Raw genomic sequence first — 15,387 nt, forward strand, 5'->3', positions numbered from 1 at the left:
AGATCATGCAGGAAACCGTTTTGGAATTAAAAAACTATTCGGTAAGCTTTGACACACCGGACGGCGAGGTACAGGCCGTCCGGAATGTTGATCTCACGGTAAAAAAAGGAGAGATACTTTGTATCGTAGGTGAGTCCGGATGTGGAAAAACCGTTATGTGCCGTAGCGTGATGAAGCTTCTGCCACCGAATGCACATGTAAAAAGCGGAGAGATCAGTCTCTGCGGAGAGAATATCACAGCCTATAAAAGAAAAAAAATGGAAAAGCTGTGCGGAAGCAAGGTAAGCATGGTGTTCCAGGACCCTATGCTGACGCTGAATCCGACGATCCCTGTTGGTAAACAGATCACAGAGGCTATTATCAAAAATCAGAAAGTATCCGGGGATGAGGCGAAAAAAAGAGCTGTGGAAATGCTGAAGCTGGTAGGGATTCCGGATGCAGAACAGCGCTATGGCCTGCAGCCTCATTTTTTTTCCGGAGGAATGCGTCAGCGTTGTGTGCTGGCTATTGCACTGGCCTGTGATCCGGAAATATTATTTGCCGATGAGGCGACTACAGCATTGGATGCAACCGTGGAAGCAAAGATTTTGGATCTGCTTCTTGAGCTGAGAGAAAAAACAGGGATCAGTATTGTGTTCATATCTCATGATCTGGGAGCTGTTGCAAGGATTGCAGACAGAGTTGCAGTTATGTATGCAGGAAAGATCATTGAGATCGGGACAGCGGAAGATGTTTATTATGATCCCCGGCATCCTTATACCTGGGGACTTCTGTCTTCTCTGCCTGTATTTGCAGGTGAAAAAGGGGAGCTGAATCCGATCCCCGGAATGCCGCCTTCTCTTTTGGATCCTCCGCCGGGAGATGCGTTTGCCGTTCGGAATCCCCAGGCACTAGCAATCGATTATGAACAGACTCCTCCGATGTTTAAGGTCAGTGATACGCATTATGCAGCCACATGGCTTCTGGATGAAAGAGCTCCGAAAATAGAAAAGCCTTCCATTTTGAAGGACAGATTACAGGAAAATAGCGGCCGTAAACAGAAATCGGATAAAAAGGAAGCGTCATTTTTACAGAAAACAGAACAGAAACAGGCGCCTGTACTGATCGAAGCCAGAAATCTGAAGCAGCATTTCCGTATCCGTTCCGATTATACGATCCATGCAGTGGATGATGTTTCCTTCCGTATCCGGGAAGGTGAGATCATGGCACTGGTGGGAGAGACCGGCTGCGGAAAATCCACGACAGCCAGAACGCTTGCAGGAATCTACCGGCCTACAGGCGGGGAGATCTTTTATCAGGGAGAAAGAGTGCCGGATAAAAAGGATCCTTTCGGAATGCGGAAGAAAATGCAGACGGAGATCCAGATGATCTTTCAGGATTCGGGCGCTGCACTGAATCCCCGAATGAGCATACGGCAGATCATGCTGGAGCCTGTAAAGATCAGCCGCAGGATCCGTGACAGAGAAATGCTGGAGAACAGGCTTCGGGAAATCCTGAAGGAGACAGGACTGGATGAAAGCATTCTGTCGAAAAAGCCGGGAGAGCTTTCCGGCGGGCAGAGACAGAGAGTTGCCATAGGAAGAAGCCTTCTCATGGAACCACGTCTTATCATTGCAGATGAACCGATCGCATCGTTGGACATTTCTATCCAGGCACAGATCGTCATGCTTTTTAAAAAGCTTCAGCAGGAAAAAAGATTTTCTTTTCTTTTTATTGCCCATGATCTGTCCATGGTACGTTTTTTAAGTGATACAACCGGTGTGATGAAAAACGGAAAGCTGGTAGAAATGGCACCTACAAAAGAGCTTTTTGAAAATCCGCAGCATCCTTATACACAGTCCCTGCTTTCTGCGATCCATATCCCGGATCCGCTGGAAGAGAGAAAACGGAGGCTGATTGAGTATGAAGAGCCACAGTCTCTTGGAGAGGGCTGGAAAGAATTATCCGCATGTCACTGTGTGAGAATATAAGAACATGATGGAATACATATGCATGACAAAATGGAATATGTAAAATCCCCCCGCCGGGGTTGTGGCAGAACAGCCGTGTTGTTAAACTTTTGTTATTCGAAATACTGAGAAACAAAGTGCGGAGAGGAAAATATGGGAAAATATATAATAAAACGGTTGCTGCAGTTGATCCCGGTCCTGATCGGGATCACATTTCTTTCTTTTGCCATGATGCGGCTTGCCGGCGGAGATGCAGTAACTTATATGTATGAAAATGCAGGCTCTGCAGTATCCCAGGAGGTCATTGATAAGGCAAAGGCAGAATATGGCCTTGATAAACCATTCCTTGTACAATATGCTGCCTGGTTTGCGGGAATGGTAACCGGAGATATGGGAGAGAGCTATGTGTCTCACAGAGATGTCTATGAAACCTTTATTTCAAAGCTTCCGGCAACGATGATGCTGACTCTGTCATCGATCCTTCTTACAATTGTTCTTGCGATCCCGTTGGGAATCCTGTCAGCAGTAAAGCACAACAAATGGGTAGATTATCTGATAAGATTTTTAAGCTTTATCGGCAATTCCATGCCGAATTTTTTTGCTGCCATGGTCCTGATGTATTTTCTGTCCATCAGGCTGGGCGTTTTACCGGTAGTCACAAATACAGATCTCGGACAGAGTATCATTCTGCCGACACTGACACTGGCGATCTCCATGGCTGCAAAATATACCAGACAGGTGCGTGCCACGGTTCTGGAAGAACTGAATAAGGATTATGTGACCGGAGCCCGGGCAAGAGGGATCCGCAGTCGTGTGATCATCTGGAAGAGTGTAATGAAGGCTTCCATGCTGACGATCATCACACTGCTGGCTCTGTCCATCGGCAATCTTCTGGGAGGAACTGCCATTGTGGAAAATATCTTTATGTGGGATGGTGTCGGAAAACTGGCGGTAGATGCGATCACCATGCGTGACTATCCGATCATCCAGGCTTATGTGGCATGGATGGCGGTTATTTATGTTCTGGTAAATCTGGTGACAGATATTATTTACCACTATCTGGATCCGAGAGTACGACTTGGAGGTGACAGAGCATGAGTGGAAAAAATAATATCACAGTCCGGAAGCAGAAGATCCGGAAAAATCATACAAAAGCAAAGCTTGTCTTTTTTCTTGTGCTCACAGCATTGCTTCTGTTTGTAGCGGCATTTGCAAAATATCTCTGCCCTTATGATCCTTATGCCCAGGATCTGGCACTTGCCCAGAAACCGCCGGGACCGGAGCATCTGCTCGGGACAGACCGTTATGGAAGAGATATGCTTTCCCGTGTGATCATAGGAAGTACGACCAGTATTTATGCAACGCTGCTCCTGGTTGCGGTGATCACTGTGGTGGGAACGGCTATTGGTATTTTCTGTGGCTGGAAGGGCGGAAAAGCCGATACCGTTCTGATGCGTATCTCCGATCTGTTCCTGGCTTTTCCGGGACTGGTATTTGCCCTGGCAGTAGCAGGTGTTCTGGGAGGCGGTATCCAGAATGCGATCATTGCCCTGGCAGTGATCAGCTGGCCGAAGTTTGCGAGACTTGCCAGAGGGCTTACTCTGACTCAGAAGGACTCCGCATATCTTATGGCGGCGAAGCTTTCCGGAAGCAGTACAGGAAAGCTTCTGTTCAAACATATCCTTCCCAATATCGCAGGCCCCATCCTTGTTACGTCAGTTCTTGATATCGGAACCATGATGATGGAGTTGGCAGGACTTTCCTTTCTCGGGCTTGGGGTAAAGCCTCCAATGGCAGAATGGGGAAGTATGATCAACGATGGAAGAAGTATGCTGCAGATTTCACCATGGATGGTACTTGCGCCGGGAATGGCGATTTTTATTACAGTAATGATCTTTAATCTTCTGGGAGATACGATCCGTGATTATATGGATCCGAAGGAACGAAACAGGAGAAGAGGATAACAGGCACTTATAAATAAACATAACAGAGAAAGTGAGAGCGGAGATTATGAAGAAAAAGATTCTGGCAGCAATGCTTGCTGCGTCAATGGTCATGAGCATGACGGGAGTTCCGGCAGCAGCAAAAAGCAAAGAAAAGAGTGAAGGAACTACTTTTGTTTACGGAACTACCGGATACAGTGAAGAAATGGGAGATGCAGGATTAAACCCTCACGACAATTATTCCGGATGGAGCTGTCTGCGTTATGGTGTAGGAGAAACATTGTTTAAGTACAATGACAACATGGAGGTAGAGCCATGGCTTGCTACAGATTATGAATTTACAGACGATAATACAGTAAAGATCACCCTTCGTGACGGTGTGAAATTTTCCAGCGGAAGAACCATGGATGGAGAAGCGGTAAAGGAATGCCTGGATGATCTGATCGCAAACCATGACCGTGCACCTTACGATATGAAGATCGATAAGATCGAAGCAGATGGAATGACAGTAACGATTCATACTTCCGAACCATGTCCGGCACTGATCAATTACCTCGGTGATCCGTATGGTGCCATCATTGATATGGATTATGGTGTACAGGGAGAGGGCGGCTCTGCAAATGTGGCAGGAACAGGCCCCTATGTTGCAACAGAGGTATCCCCAACAGAGATCAAGCTGGTAAAAAATGAGGATTACTGGGGCGGAGATGTAAAGGTAGACAACGTTATCGTAAAATCCTTCTCAGACGGAAGTGCCCTGACAGCAGCATTGCAGACAGGGGATATACAGGGAACCTATGGACTTCAGTATGATAACTATGCGCTTTTTGACGGAAATCCGGACTATCAGATCAGCTCTGTGGCAACAAGCCGCTGTTTCTTCGGACAGTTTAATATGAAGTCTGAACTGATGCAGGATCAGAATGTGAGAAAAGCCATTGAGATGGGAATCGATAAGGACGGCTTCTGCAGTGTGATCATGGAAGGACGAGGTGTTCCGGCAGTGGGAGCCTTCCCAAGCAGCTTTTCCTATGGAAACGATGCAGTAAAGGCACCGTCCTATGATCCGGAAGAGGCGAAAAAGCTTCTGGAAGAATCCGGATGGACAGATACGGATGGAGATGGCTATGCAGATAAAGACGGAAAGAAGCTGTCCATCACATGGCTGACCTATCCAACCCGTCTGGAACAGCCTAAGCTTGCAGAATATGCACAGTCCACTTTAAAGGACATCGGAATTGAGGTCGATGTCAACAATACAGCAGACCATGCGACGTATGCAAAGAATGGAGAATTTGATGTATATGTAAGCTCGCTTACAACGGCACCTACCGGTGATCCGGAATATTTCTTCACAAGTACAGTTGTATCTGACGCTGCCAAAAATTATGGCAAATACAGCAATTCGGATCTTGATGATATCGTAGCGAAGCTGCATGAGACCTTTGATACAGATGAGAGAGGCAAGCTTGCTGTGGAAGCACAGCAGACCATTCTGGATGATGATGCGTATTTCTTTGTTTCTCATCTGAATATGGGACTTGTATCAAAGTCAAATGTATCAGGACTGACTGCTCATCCATGTGATTATTACGAGATCACGGCAGATCTGGAAGTGAAATAAGATGGGATCATTGTTGAAGCTTGAGCATGTGACGATCTGCTACAATGGAGAACCGGTTGTATATGATGTGGATCTGAAACTGAATAAAGGGGAGATCCTGGGGGTGGTAGGCGAATCCGGAAGCGGAAAAAGTACCATCATCAAGGCAATCATGGGACTTTTGGGAAATGAAGGCATGGTGACAGAAGGAGATATCTGGTACAAAGGAAAAAATGTGGTGGATATGCCGGAAAAAGAATTACGCAGACTTCTGGGTCCTGAGATCGCCATGGTCTTTCAGGATTCAGGAGCAGCCCTTTGTCCCATCCGCACCGTGGGCGATCAGATTTATGAGAGTATGCGGGAGCATGAAAGGATCAGTCGTAAAGAGTGTGCGGAGCGCGCCGTCCGGATGATGGCTAAGATCGGCCTCAAGGATGGGGAACGTGTTTTGCAAAGCTACCCATTTGAATTGTCCGGCGGCATGAATCAGCGTGTGGGAATCTGTATTTCCATGCTGCAGAATCCGTCGCTTCTTCTGGCAGATGAGCCTACCAGTGCCCTGGATGTAACCATACAGAAACAGGTGGTTGAGGAAATGCTGCTGATGCGTAAGGAATACGGAACAGCCATGATCGTTGTCACACACAACATCGGTGTGGTGGAAAAAATGGCAGATAAGGTTCTGGTACTGAAAAACGGAAAGGTGAGGGAATACGGAAAAACAGCTCAGGTTCTGACAGATCCGGAGGATCCCTATACAAAAGAGCTTATGAGTTCGGTACCTCGTTTGAAACGTACAGGTACCGGAAATGGAGGCAGATGATGACAGAAAATAAAAACATTCTGGAAGTACATCATTTGAAAAAAAGCTTCACCACCGGTAAAAAATCCTTCACGGCTGTAGAAGACGTAAGCTTTTCTCTGAAAACGGGGGAAGTATTAGGAATCGTAGGTGAATCCGGCTCAGGAAAAAGCACTGTGGCGAAGATGATCACACATCTGACAGAACCCACCGCCGGAGAAATTTTTTTCATGGAAAAGGATATCACACATGCAAGGGGAAAAAATCTCCGGGAAATCTACCGGGAAATGCAGATGATTTTTCAGACACCGGCAGAATCCTTTGACCCCAGATGCACTCTTGGGGACGGAATCGGGGAAAGTCTCCGGAATATGGGGATAAGTAAGAAGGAAACCAGGAACCGTGTGGAAAAGCTTCTGCTTACCTGCGGACTGACTCCGGAATATGCAGACCGGTATCCCCATCAGGTCAGCGGAGGGGAGTGCCAGAGAGCGGCTATTGCCAGAGCCCTGGCTGTGGAACCCAGAGTGCTGATCTGTGATGAAGCAACCAGCGCCCTGGATGTGACTGTGCAGAAACAGATCATGGAGCTGCTTCAGAAGTTAAAAAAAGAAAACCAGCTGTCCTTTCTTTTTATCTGCCATGATCTGGCCCTTGTCCAGCTGTTCTGCGACCGGGTGATCGTGATGCATGACGGACATGTGGAAGAGGAAGGGACACCGGAAGAGATCATTGAGCATCCGAAGACAGAGTATACGGAGCAGCTGATCCGGTCGGTGCTGTGATAATGACAGATAAAAACAAAAGAGCGAAGCCCTCAGTAGTGCGAATACTGAGGGCTTTTTTGCAGGTTACACGTTGACGCATTTTCCCTCACCCGATATAATTAAAAAAGAATCGAAACCGGATGAAAACGGAATAAATATAGAGGAGACCACAAAAAATGGCAGAAAATTTACAAATCAGACTGGCAGATCCCGGTGAGGCGGATCGTCTGGCAGAGATCGAGGCAATCTGTTTTCCACCTGCGGAGGCAGCAAGTCATGAGGAAGTTGTGAAGCGTATGGGAGCATTCCCGGAGAATTTCGTTGTAGCAGTAAAGGATGAGCAGATCGTAGGCTTTATCAACGGAGGAACCACAGATAAACCAATACTCCCGGATGAATTTTATCATGATATCACGCTTCACAGAAAGAACGGGGAGATCCAGACGGTATTCGGACTGAATGTGATCCCGGAATACCGTCATCAGGGAATCGCCGGAGAGCTTGTGGAATATTTCAAGGAGCTTGCGAAAGAGCGCGGAAAAAAAGCCCTGATCCTTACCTGCAAGGAGCATATGATCCCATTCTATGAGAGCCACGGACTGAAGAAGCTGGGTGTGGCAGATTCCTGTCATGGCGGAGCAACCTGGTATGATATGCAGATCTGGTTCTGAGAAATGAAGACAGTAACAGAAGAAAAAAGAAGAGTCAGCTGCAGAAACAAAGGTCAGCTGAATAAGAAACCAGAGGAAAAATAAATGAGAATACGAATGTACAATGTGGGATTCGGAGACTGTTTCTGTATCCGTGACAGAAAAAGCAGCCTGCTTGTGGATTTCGGGGCAGCCAACAGCAAGATCGAAGGGCGGCCACGGAGAGAGGTCTTTGATGTGATCATCTCAGACCTTACCACTATCCGCAAAAAAAATCTGCTTCTGACACATTTTCATCCGGACCATGTTTCCGGATTGCTTTATATGATGCGTTACCGAAGAGATGCCTACGAATTTGAAAAGATCTATCTTCCGGATGTATTTTCCGGTCCGGAAATGAAATACACACTGGCGCTTCTGCTCCTTGCGGATGTGACAAAAAAGGCCAGCCTTCCCGGAAGACGTGTCAGCCTTTTTGCCCTTGCAGAAGCTCTTTGCGCCAGAAGGGTAAAGATCGACCTTTTATCCAGAGGCTCAGAGTTTGAGGGGAAATATACAGCGCTCTGGCCGGATCTCAGTGAAGTCAGCCGGGAAACGGAGGACGTATTTAATTCCCTGATCGAGAATCATGAAAACGCAATGACCGAGCTTGTGAACATTGCGGAGGAGGTACGTCAGCTGTTTTTGTCCATGACAGAGGAGATGCCGGAAGCAGAGCAGAAATCTGCTCCACTGTCTGAGGCATCTTTGGTGGAAGAGGATACAGAGGAATCCGAGCGCTCTTTGACAGGACAGACAGAGCCTGGTGGGGAAAACGAAGGATATACGCAGGAGAAGCTGGAGCTTATAATGGAAGATACAGGCACAGCAGCTGAGGATACAGCAGAGGTTCCGGAAGAAGCCGAAAAAGAGAGAGCACGTCGCCTTAAACCGGAAAAGCTGGAAAAGAAATTCCGTGAATTACAGGCAACCGAAGAATTTCAGGCACTTCTGGAAAGTGCGGAAAAACAGGGGCATTTTCTGCGTCAGTTCCGTCACAAGATCAGTCTGGCATTTCAGAATACCGGAGACGGAGAGCTGAACCTTCTGTTTACCGGAGATGTACAGCCACAGTACATGAGGATGATCGCAGAAAACTATGATGGCAGGATTCCGCTTCATGAGCATTACTGGTGTATCAAGGTACCACATCATGGTACGGAATCTCATTTCTTTGATTTCAGCAGTTTCTCCCCGGAGAATATGATGATCCCCAACGGAGCTTACTACGACAACAGCAAGAAGAAATCCAAGAATCAGCGCACTTCCATGCAGTATGGCGGTTTATTTTATATTAATGACGCGCATATGTATTGTTCCAACTGTGACTGCTGTGACAGCTATGAGAACGGATGCTCCTGCAGGGAGTATGATGTGATATCACCATCGTATTATAAAGATATCTGATCATGTTACAGATGGATTTCTGTTGAGTTATATACGATCCGGTCATTCATGCAGACAAAGAAGACGGTAATTTCTTTGTCTGCGTTTTTGTTAAAAAGACAGGATGTACATGTGGACAGAGGAAAAGAGATACAGGAGGAAAAGTTTTGAAACAGATCGCAGACCTGCACATACATTCCAGATATTCCATGGCAACCAGCAAAGATGGCACGCCGGAGATGCTGGATCTCTGGGCGCGGAAAAAAGGGATTACACTCCTTGGAACCGGAGATATGACACATCCCATCTGGCGGCAGGAGTTGAAGGCGAAGCTGATCCCTGCAGAACAGGGACTGTTCCGGCTGAAAGATGAATATGTTTTGCCGGAGGCGTCACGCTATCCTGAAAAAGCACCCAGATTTGTATTGTCCGGTGAGATCAGTTCCATCTATAAAAAAGGCGGAAAAACCAGGAAGGTGCACAGCTTGATCCTGCTTCCGGGATTCAATGAGGCAGATGCTTTTGCCGCAAGGCTGGAAAAGATCGGAAATATCCATTCAGACGGACGTCCTATCCTTGGCCTGCCCTGTCATGATCTTCTGGAGATCATGCTGGAAGTCAGTGAGGAAGGCATGTATATTCCGGCGCATATCTGGACGCCACATTTTTCCCTGTTTGGGGCAAAGTCCGGTTTTGATACCATAGAAGAGTGCTTTGAGGATCTGACTCCGTACATTCATGCACTGGAAACCGGACTGTCCTCAGATCCAGTGATGAACTGGCAGATTTCGGCGCTGGATGGATATCAGCTGGTATCACACTCTGATGCACATTCCCCGTCAAAACTTGGACGGGAAGCAGATCTTCTGGATATTGAGCTTTCCTACCGGGGCTTGTGGAATGCGGTGCAGAAGGGAGAAGGACTTACGGGCACCATCGAATTTTTTCCGGAAGAGGGAAAGTATCATTATGACGGACACCGGAAATGCGGCGTCTGCCTGAGCCCGAGAGAGGCAGAAAAGTATAATGGTATCTGTCCGGTGTGCGGAAAGAAACTGACCATGGGTGTGGATCACCGGATCCTGCAGTTATCTGACCGTGACGAGAGTTCAGCGGCCATGCCGGAAAGCGGCCGCCCATATGAAAGCCTGATGCCGCTGCCAGAGGTGATCTCCGCCTGCGTGGGATTTTCCACGGCAAGCAAAAAAGTTCAGGGACAGTACGAGGCTCTGCTTGAGAAACTAGGTGCAGAATTTACCATATTGAGAGAGGTTCCGCCGGAAGATATCCGAAAAGCCGGCGGAGAAGTTCTGGCGGAAGGCATCCGGCGGCTCCGTGCAGGAGAAGTGTTGCGGAAACCGGGATCTGACGGAGAATATGGAAAAATAGAATTGTTTTAAGCGAATCAGGTAAGTCCTCTGCGGGATTGCGAATATCGGCTTGATCCAATTAAGAAAATTTCTGAAATGGTGTGAAAAGAAGCAGCTGTTAAATATTTATGTATTGTGAAGAGTATTGCCGGTCATAGCGTGAGCTGCAAAAGGTAAAAGGCGATAATGATAAAGGATTGGAGCAGGATAGAGATCATGAAAGAAAAAATCGGCATTATATCAGACACTCACGGTCTTTTGCGGCCGGAGGTACTGGAAATCTTAAAAGACTGCAAATACATTCTTCATGCCGGAGATGTCAATAAAGATGAGATCCTGGATGTACTGCGTTCCATGGGGAATCTCTATGTGGTCCGTGGAAATAATGATAAAGACTGGGCGGAAAATCTCCGCACCAGTCTAAGCTTTACCATTGGCGGCGTAAAATTTTTTATGGTTCATAACAAAAAAGACGTTGCGTGGGAGCTGGGGGACACACAGGTGGTCATCTTCGGGCATACTCACAAATATTTTGAGAAGATGATCGATGGCAGACTGTGGCTGAATCCGGGAAGCTGTGGAAGAAGCCGCTTTGGCGGAGAGGTTACCATGGCGGTGATGACTGTGGAGGATGGCAAATATCAGGTGGAAAAAATCATTTTGGCGGAAAATTCCAGGAAATGATCAGAACCCTGTTTATAGATCCTTTTATGCAGAGCTGTTTCTGTAGATTACTGGAATACGCTGATGCATAAAAGGATTTTTTGTATTTTATTGGATACAATCCTTGTAATTTTGGATTTGTAGCGTATAATAAAAAAACGTTTAAAACAAAAGTGGTCTTACCACTTTTGAAAAATTCGTTTGAGCGCAGACTTTGAACGCAGCTGCGTTCATGAGTATGCAGTAAAGCAAAATGTGAATATGCGCTTTACATGAATCAGGAGGGATGCAACATGAAGCATGTGCAACAGTTCAGCATCATCCTGTTGATTTCCGTCATTGGAGAATTACTGAAAACCTTTCTTCCACTTCCGGTACCGGCCAGTGTCTATGGATTGATCATTATGCTGGTGGCTTTGCTCACAGGTATTCTGAAGCTGGATCAGGTCAAAGGTGCGGCAGATTTTCTGGTTGAGATCATGCCGGTGATGTTTGTGCCGGCTGGTGCGGGACTGATCACAGCCTGGAGTACTCTGAAACCGATCTGTGTACCGGTTCTCATCATGACGTTTATCAGCACGGTGATCGTAATGGTCGTAACAGGAAAAGTAACACAGGGAGTGATCCGTATGGGAAAGAGAGGAACTGAAAAATGATGGAATTCATAAAAAACTCCGCATTTTTCGGAGCAATGATAAGTCTGATCGCCTATGAGATCGGTCTGATCCTGAAAAAGAAGTTTAAAATGGCGATCTTTAATCCGCTTTTGATCTCGATCATCTGTGTTATTGGTGTTCTTTTGATCTTCCATATTGATTATGATGATTATAATGAAGGTGGAAAATATATCAGCTATCTGCTGACCCCGGCAACAGTCTGTCTGGCAGTGCCCCTTTATGAGCAGATCCATCTGCTGAAAAAAAATCTCAAGGCAGTGGCTGCCGGGATCTTTTCCGGAACGCTGGCCGGGCTTTGCAGCATTCTGCTTATGGCGAAATTGTTTGGCTTTGATCATCAGGAATATGTCACCATGCTTCCGAAGTCTATCACAACTGCTATCGGAATGGGTGTTTCCGAGGAGCTTGGCGGTATCGTGACCATCACCGTTGCTGTGATCATCATCACAGGAGTTCTGGGAAATATGATCGCAGAGGTTGTCTACAAGATCGCAAAGATCGAGGAGCCGATTGCAAGAGGTCTTGGACTTGGAACATCTGCCCATGCTATCGGAACAGCCAAAGCCATGGAGCTTGGCCCGGTAGAAGGAGCCATGAGCAGCCTTGCCATTGCCGTAGCCGGATTGCTTACGGTTATAGGTGCGTCTGTGTTTGCTGGAATGATGTAAAAGCAGATATCATAGGATTTCAAATGCCCTTTCAAAGTGTCACATTTTACAAGTCTGTCGTTTACGGCAGGCTTTTTTTGTGGATCTTAAAGACGAACATATTTTTGTATAAAATAAACAAATGTTCGGAAAAACCATATTTGTACCGTTTTATTGGACTAAAAATGAGCTATAATGCAAACATATAGAAAATATGTTTGGAAAATATGTTCGATAAATCGTGAGACGAACATAGGACAGGGAGGATGGATCTTATGTGGAATACAGAGAGCAGCAGGAAGGCAGTATTGGCAGAAGGAAGATATGTGGAAGCTGAGAACGGACATTGCGGCAGACAGAAGCTTTCCTCAGGAATGGCAATGGTACTGGGTGCACTTCTTACAATGGAGATCATGCTTGGCGGGGCGATGCTGTTTAATTTTGATTTCCGCGGAGCAGATATCGTTGCTGTTGTATTGTCATTCATGGTATTATATTTTGCAGTGGTAGCATCACTGACAGACAAGTAGCAGAACGGAGGAGAAAGGATGCCAAGGGTCTTTAACCAGAAGATTAAAATTTTATATCTGATGCGCATTTTTCTGGAGCAGACGGACGAAGAGCATCCGATGTCTGTGAAGGAGCTGATCGCCTATCTGAATAGTCTGGGGATCAGTGCAGAGCGTAAAACTGTCTATGATGATATTGAAACCCTGCGGAATTTTGGAATGGATATCCTGAACCGGCGGGAGCACCCGGCTGGTTTTTATCTTGCCAGTCGGGAATTTGAGCTTCCGGAGCTGAGACTTCTGGTGGATGCAGTACAGTCCTCCAGATGTATCACCAATGGGAAATCCCGACAGCTGATCAGGAAACTGGAGAGCCTTGCCAGTGTTTATGAGTCCAGACAGCTGCGGCGACAGGGATTTGCAGAGAACCGTATCCGGACTATAAACGAGAATGTGTATTACAGTATTGATATGATCCAGCGTGCATTAACTGAGGACAGGCAGATTTCTTTTCAATATTGTGAATGGACTGTGGAGAAGAAGCTGCGTCCGGAGAATGAGGGAGAACGATATTCGGTCAGTCCCTGGGGACTTGTATGGCAGAATGAGGAGTATTATCTGATCACTTACGATGAGAAGTGTGGAAGGGTTAAGCAGTATCAGGTAGATAAGCTCCAGCAGATCCGTATAGAGAAGGAGGTGCGACGCGGCAGAGAATTTTTTGAGAATTATGATATAGGGGAGCTGACATCCAGGACCTTCGGGATGTTTGGCGGCAGAGAAGTAACCATATGTCTGGAAGCACATAACCGCTTGGTCGGGGTGGTGCTGGATCGGTTTGGCAGAGATATTATGATACACAGGAAGGATCCTGAACATTTCAAAACACTGGTTCGTGTAAATATCAGTGACCAGTTCTTTGGCTGGATAGCCAGTCTTGGCCCGGATGCGGTGATCGCGTCACCGGATGAGGTTCGCGATAAGTACCGGGAATTTCTTGAGAAAAGTCTTTCTAATTACAAATGATAAATATATGATAAAGAAAATCTGTATATAATAAAGATTCAGGAAAATTCACTCCTGAGTCTGCAGGTTTTCAACAGAAATAATATATAAAAAAATAAATGAAAACAGACAAAAATGAGAAAAATCATATAATAGCTGCATCTGAAATATAAAAATAATATAGATAGCATATATAAAAAAGATAATAGACATCGCGATGCTTAAGTGCTATAATGCTTTCGACTCTTAGGAGGGAATAAATTTTGCCATTTCAGGCAGATTACGGACGGTGAAGATATGACTGTAAAAGCAAGAATGCTAAAGCTTCTGGAGCAGCACGAGAATGAACTGATATCCGGAGAGGCGGCAGCAGCAGAACTAAACTGCACACGGGCAGCCATCTGGAAAGCTGTGAAATCCCTTCGTGAAGAGGGATATACCATAGAAGCTGGACCAAACAAAGGCTATGTGCTTCGAGGAGGCAGCCGTTTATCGGAAGAAGGAATACGGCTTTACCTCGATCATCCGGATGTCCCTGTAAAAATATACAGAGAACTGGATTCTACAAACCGGGCAGCCAAGGAGGCTGCATTTTCCGGAGAAGCAGGTCATGGTGCACTGATACTGGCGCGCAGACAGAAAAGCGGAAGAGGCCGAAGAGGCCGAAGTTTTTATTCTCCTGAAAATGCAGGACTTTATATGAGTATCGTTCTAAGACCTGACCGAACTCTGAAGGAAGGACTCCTGATCACTACAGCGGCGGCAACTGCAGTGTGCCGTGCAGTGAAGAAAATCTGCGGGATCGACCTTGGGATCAAATGGGTCAATGATCTGTATTTTCATAATAAGAAAGTGTGTGGGATACTGACAGAGGCTGTTACAGACTTTGAAAGCGGGAACATTGAGTTTGCAGTTGTAGGAATTGGTTTGAATCTGTATATGCCGGAAGATGGGTTTCCTGAAGATATACAGGAAACGGCTGGAGCATTATTTGAAAACAGGAATGACGCAGAGCATATAAACTGCAGTATTCTTGTGGCGGAGATCGTCAATCAGCTTCTCATGGAAGTGGAGACTCCGGGACTTTCCAGAGAATATACAGAAAATAATATCATTCCTGGAAACATGATCGTGATCACAGACGGACAGTGTACAAGGGAAGCTTATGCAGAATCCATAGCACCAGATGGAAGGCTTCTTGTGAGAGAACAGGATGGTTCAGAAACCCTGCTTTCTTATGGAGAAGTATCTGTACGCAGGAAGTCGGATCAAGGTTAATTGAAATGAATTGTATATTTTGTATAAAAAACAGATTCTTTTTTGTGCAAAACAGGCAAAAATAATATTGACATTCTGGAAATGCGGAGTAAAATA

Annotated in this window: 14 protein-coding genes and 1 pseudogene; all 15 read left to right on the top strand. The window is 46.1% G+C overall.

Translation table 11 applies throughout. The annotated features are described in order from the left end of the window. Positions 1-5: 5 nt before the first annotated feature. The 15 genes and pseudogenes from DW694_RS00735 (at position 6) to DW694_RS00805 (ending at position 15,291) form a co-directional block, all read left to right on the top strand. Complete coding sequence (locus tag DW694_RS00735; RefSeq protein ID WP_118752393.1) at positions 6-1,970, top strand: ABC transporter ATP-binding protein; 1,965 nt, start codon at positions 6-8, stop codon at positions 1,968-1,970. A gap of 132 nt (positions 1,971-2,102) precedes the next feature. After that, the gene (gene nikB, locus DW694_RS00740; RefSeq protein ID WP_118062337.1) at positions 2,103-3,047 is read left to right on the top strand and encodes a nickel ABC transporter permease; all 945 of its coding nucleotides are present in this window, start codon (positions 2,103-2,105) and stop codon (positions 3,045-3,047) included. After that, on the top strand, positions 3,044-3,913 hold the full coding sequence (gene nikC, locus DW694_RS00745; RefSeq protein WP_118752394.1) for a nickel transporter permease: 870 nt from the start codon (positions 3,044-3,046) through the stop codon (positions 3,911-3,913). The genes nikB and nikC overlap by 4 nt, the downstream gene beginning before the upstream one ends. Positions 3,914-3,959: 46 nt before the next feature. Next, a complete protein-coding gene (locus tag DW694_RS00750; protein WP_118752395.1) occupies positions 3,960-5,516 on the top strand; it encodes an ABC transporter substrate-binding protein in 1,557 nt (518 codons plus the stop codon). 1 nt (position 5,517) lies between these two features. Beyond that, positions 5,518-6,321 (top strand): ABC transporter ATP-binding protein, encoded by an 804-nt coding sequence (locus tag DW694_RS00755; RefSeq protein ID WP_118752396.1) that lies wholly within the window; start codon positions 5,518-5,520, stop codon positions 6,319-6,321. Then, positions 6,321-7,085 carry an ABC transporter ATP-binding protein gene (locus DW694_RS00760; protein ID WP_118752397.1) on the top strand — a complete coding sequence of 255 codons (765 nt, stop codon included), beginning with the start codon at positions 6,321-6,323 and terminating at the stop codon, positions 7,083-7,085. Before DW694_RS00755 ends, DW694_RS00760 begins: the two co-directional genes overlap by 1 nt. A 158-nt stretch (positions 7,086-7,243) precedes the next feature. Then, complete coding sequence (locus DW694_RS00765) at positions 7,244-7,738, top strand: GNAT family N-acetyltransferase (protein ID WP_118752398.1); 495 nt, start codon at positions 7,244-7,246, stop codon at positions 7,736-7,738. Positions 7,739-7,822: 84 nt separating this feature from the next. Continuing rightward, a complete protein-coding gene (locus DW694_RS00770; RefSeq protein WP_286186707.1) occupies positions 7,823-9,163 on the top strand; it encodes an MBL fold metallo-hydrolase in 1,341 nt (446 codons plus the stop codon). Positions 9,164-9,351: 188 nt separating this feature from the next. Further along, positions 9,352-10,539, top strand: a pseudogene (locus tag DW694_RS00775) (endonuclease Q family protein); the annotation flags it as partial. A 189-nt stretch (positions 10,540-10,728) separates the two neighbouring features. Continuing rightward, positions 10,729-11,196 carry a metallophosphoesterase family protein gene (locus DW694_RS00780; protein ID WP_022427149.1) on the top strand — a complete coding sequence of 156 codons (468 nt, stop codon included), beginning with the start codon at positions 10,729-10,731 and terminating at the stop codon, positions 11,194-11,196. A 272-nt stretch (positions 11,197-11,468) separates the two neighbouring features. Continuing rightward, complete coding sequence (locus DW694_RS00785) at positions 11,469-11,831, top strand: CidA/LrgA family protein (RefSeq protein ID WP_015525571.1); 363 nt, start codon at positions 11,469-11,471, stop codon at positions 11,829-11,831. After that, entirely contained in the window at positions 11,828-12,520 is a 693-nt protein-coding gene (locus DW694_RS00790) for an LrgB family protein (RefSeq protein ID WP_110102746.1), read from the top strand. The genes DW694_RS00785 and DW694_RS00790 overlap by 4 nt, the downstream gene beginning before the upstream one ends. Before the next feature lie 254 nt (positions 12,521-12,774). Continuing rightward, positions 12,775-13,029 carry a hypothetical protein gene (locus tag DW694_RS00795; protein ID WP_059086214.1) on the top strand — a complete coding sequence of 85 codons (255 nt, stop codon included), beginning with the start codon at positions 12,775-12,777 and terminating at the stop codon, positions 13,027-13,029. Between the two features lie 18 nt (positions 13,030-13,047). Continuing rightward, a complete protein-coding gene (locus DW694_RS00800) occupies positions 13,048-14,034 on the top strand; it encodes a WYL domain-containing protein (RefSeq protein WP_015525576.1) in 987 nt (328 codons plus the stop codon). Positions 14,035-14,310: 276 nt separating this feature from the next. Then, positions 14,311-15,291, top strand: coding sequence for a biotin--[acetyl-CoA-carboxylase] ligase (locus DW694_RS00805; protein ID WP_015525577.1), 981 nt, complete (start codon positions 14,311-14,313; stop codon positions 15,289-15,291). Positions 15,292-15,387 lie beyond the last annotated feature (96 nt).

Source organism: Ruminococcus sp. AM26-12LB (assembly GCF_003480785.1).
GTDB classification, from domain to species: Bacteria; Bacillota; Clostridia; order Lachnospirales; family Lachnospiraceae; genus Blautia_A; species Blautia_A fusiformis.

Excerpts from the sequence above, each read along its gene's own strand:
- DW694_RS00735 (WP_118752393.1), top strand. The coding sequence starts at position 6 with ATGCAGGAAACCGTTTTGGAATTAAAAAACTATTCGGTAAGCTTTGAC.
- nikB (WP_118062337.1), top strand. The coding sequence starts at position 2,103 with ATGGGAAAATATATAATAAAACGGTTGCTGCAGTTGATCCCGGTCCTG.
- nikC (WP_118752394.1), top strand. The coding sequence starts at position 3,044 with ATGAGTGGAAAAAATAATATCACAGTCCGGAAGCAGAAGATCCGGAAA.
- DW694_RS00750 (WP_118752395.1), top strand. The coding sequence starts at position 3,960 with ATGAAGAAAAAGATTCTGGCAGCAATGCTTGCTGCGTCAATGGTCATG.
- DW694_RS00755 (WP_118752396.1), top strand. The coding sequence starts at position 5,518 with ATGGGATCATTGTTGAAGCTTGAGCATGTGACGATCTGCTACAATGGA.
- DW694_RS00760 (WP_118752397.1), top strand. The coding sequence starts at position 6,321 with ATGACAGAAAATAAAAACATTCTGGAAGTACATCATTTGAAAAAAAGC.
- DW694_RS00765 (WP_118752398.1), top strand. The coding sequence starts at position 7,244 with ATGGCAGAAAATTTACAAATCAGACTGGCAGATCCCGGTGAGGCGGAT.
- DW694_RS00770 (WP_286186707.1), top strand. The coding sequence starts at position 7,823 with ATGAGAATACGAATGTACAATGTGGGATTCGGAGACTGTTTCTGTATC.
- DW694_RS00780 (WP_022427149.1), top strand. The coding sequence starts at position 10,729 with ATGAAAGAAAAAATCGGCATTATATCAGACACTCACGGTCTTTTGCGG.
- DW694_RS00785 (WP_015525571.1), top strand. The coding sequence starts at position 11,469 with ATGAAGCATGTGCAACAGTTCAGCATCATCCTGTTGATTTCCGTCATT.
- DW694_RS00790 (WP_110102746.1), top strand. The coding sequence starts at position 11,828 with ATGATGGAATTCATAAAAAACTCCGCATTTTTCGGAGCAATGATAAGT.
- DW694_RS00795 (WP_059086214.1), top strand. The coding sequence starts at position 12,775 with ATGTGGAATACAGAGAGCAGCAGGAAGGCAGTATTGGCAGAAGGAAGA.
- DW694_RS00800 (WP_015525576.1), top strand. The coding sequence starts at position 13,048 with ATGCCAAGGGTCTTTAACCAGAAGATTAAAATTTTATATCTGATGCGC.
- DW694_RS00805 (WP_015525577.1), top strand. The coding sequence starts at position 14,311 with ATGACTGTAAAAGCAAGAATGCTAAAGCTTCTGGAGCAGCACGAGAAT.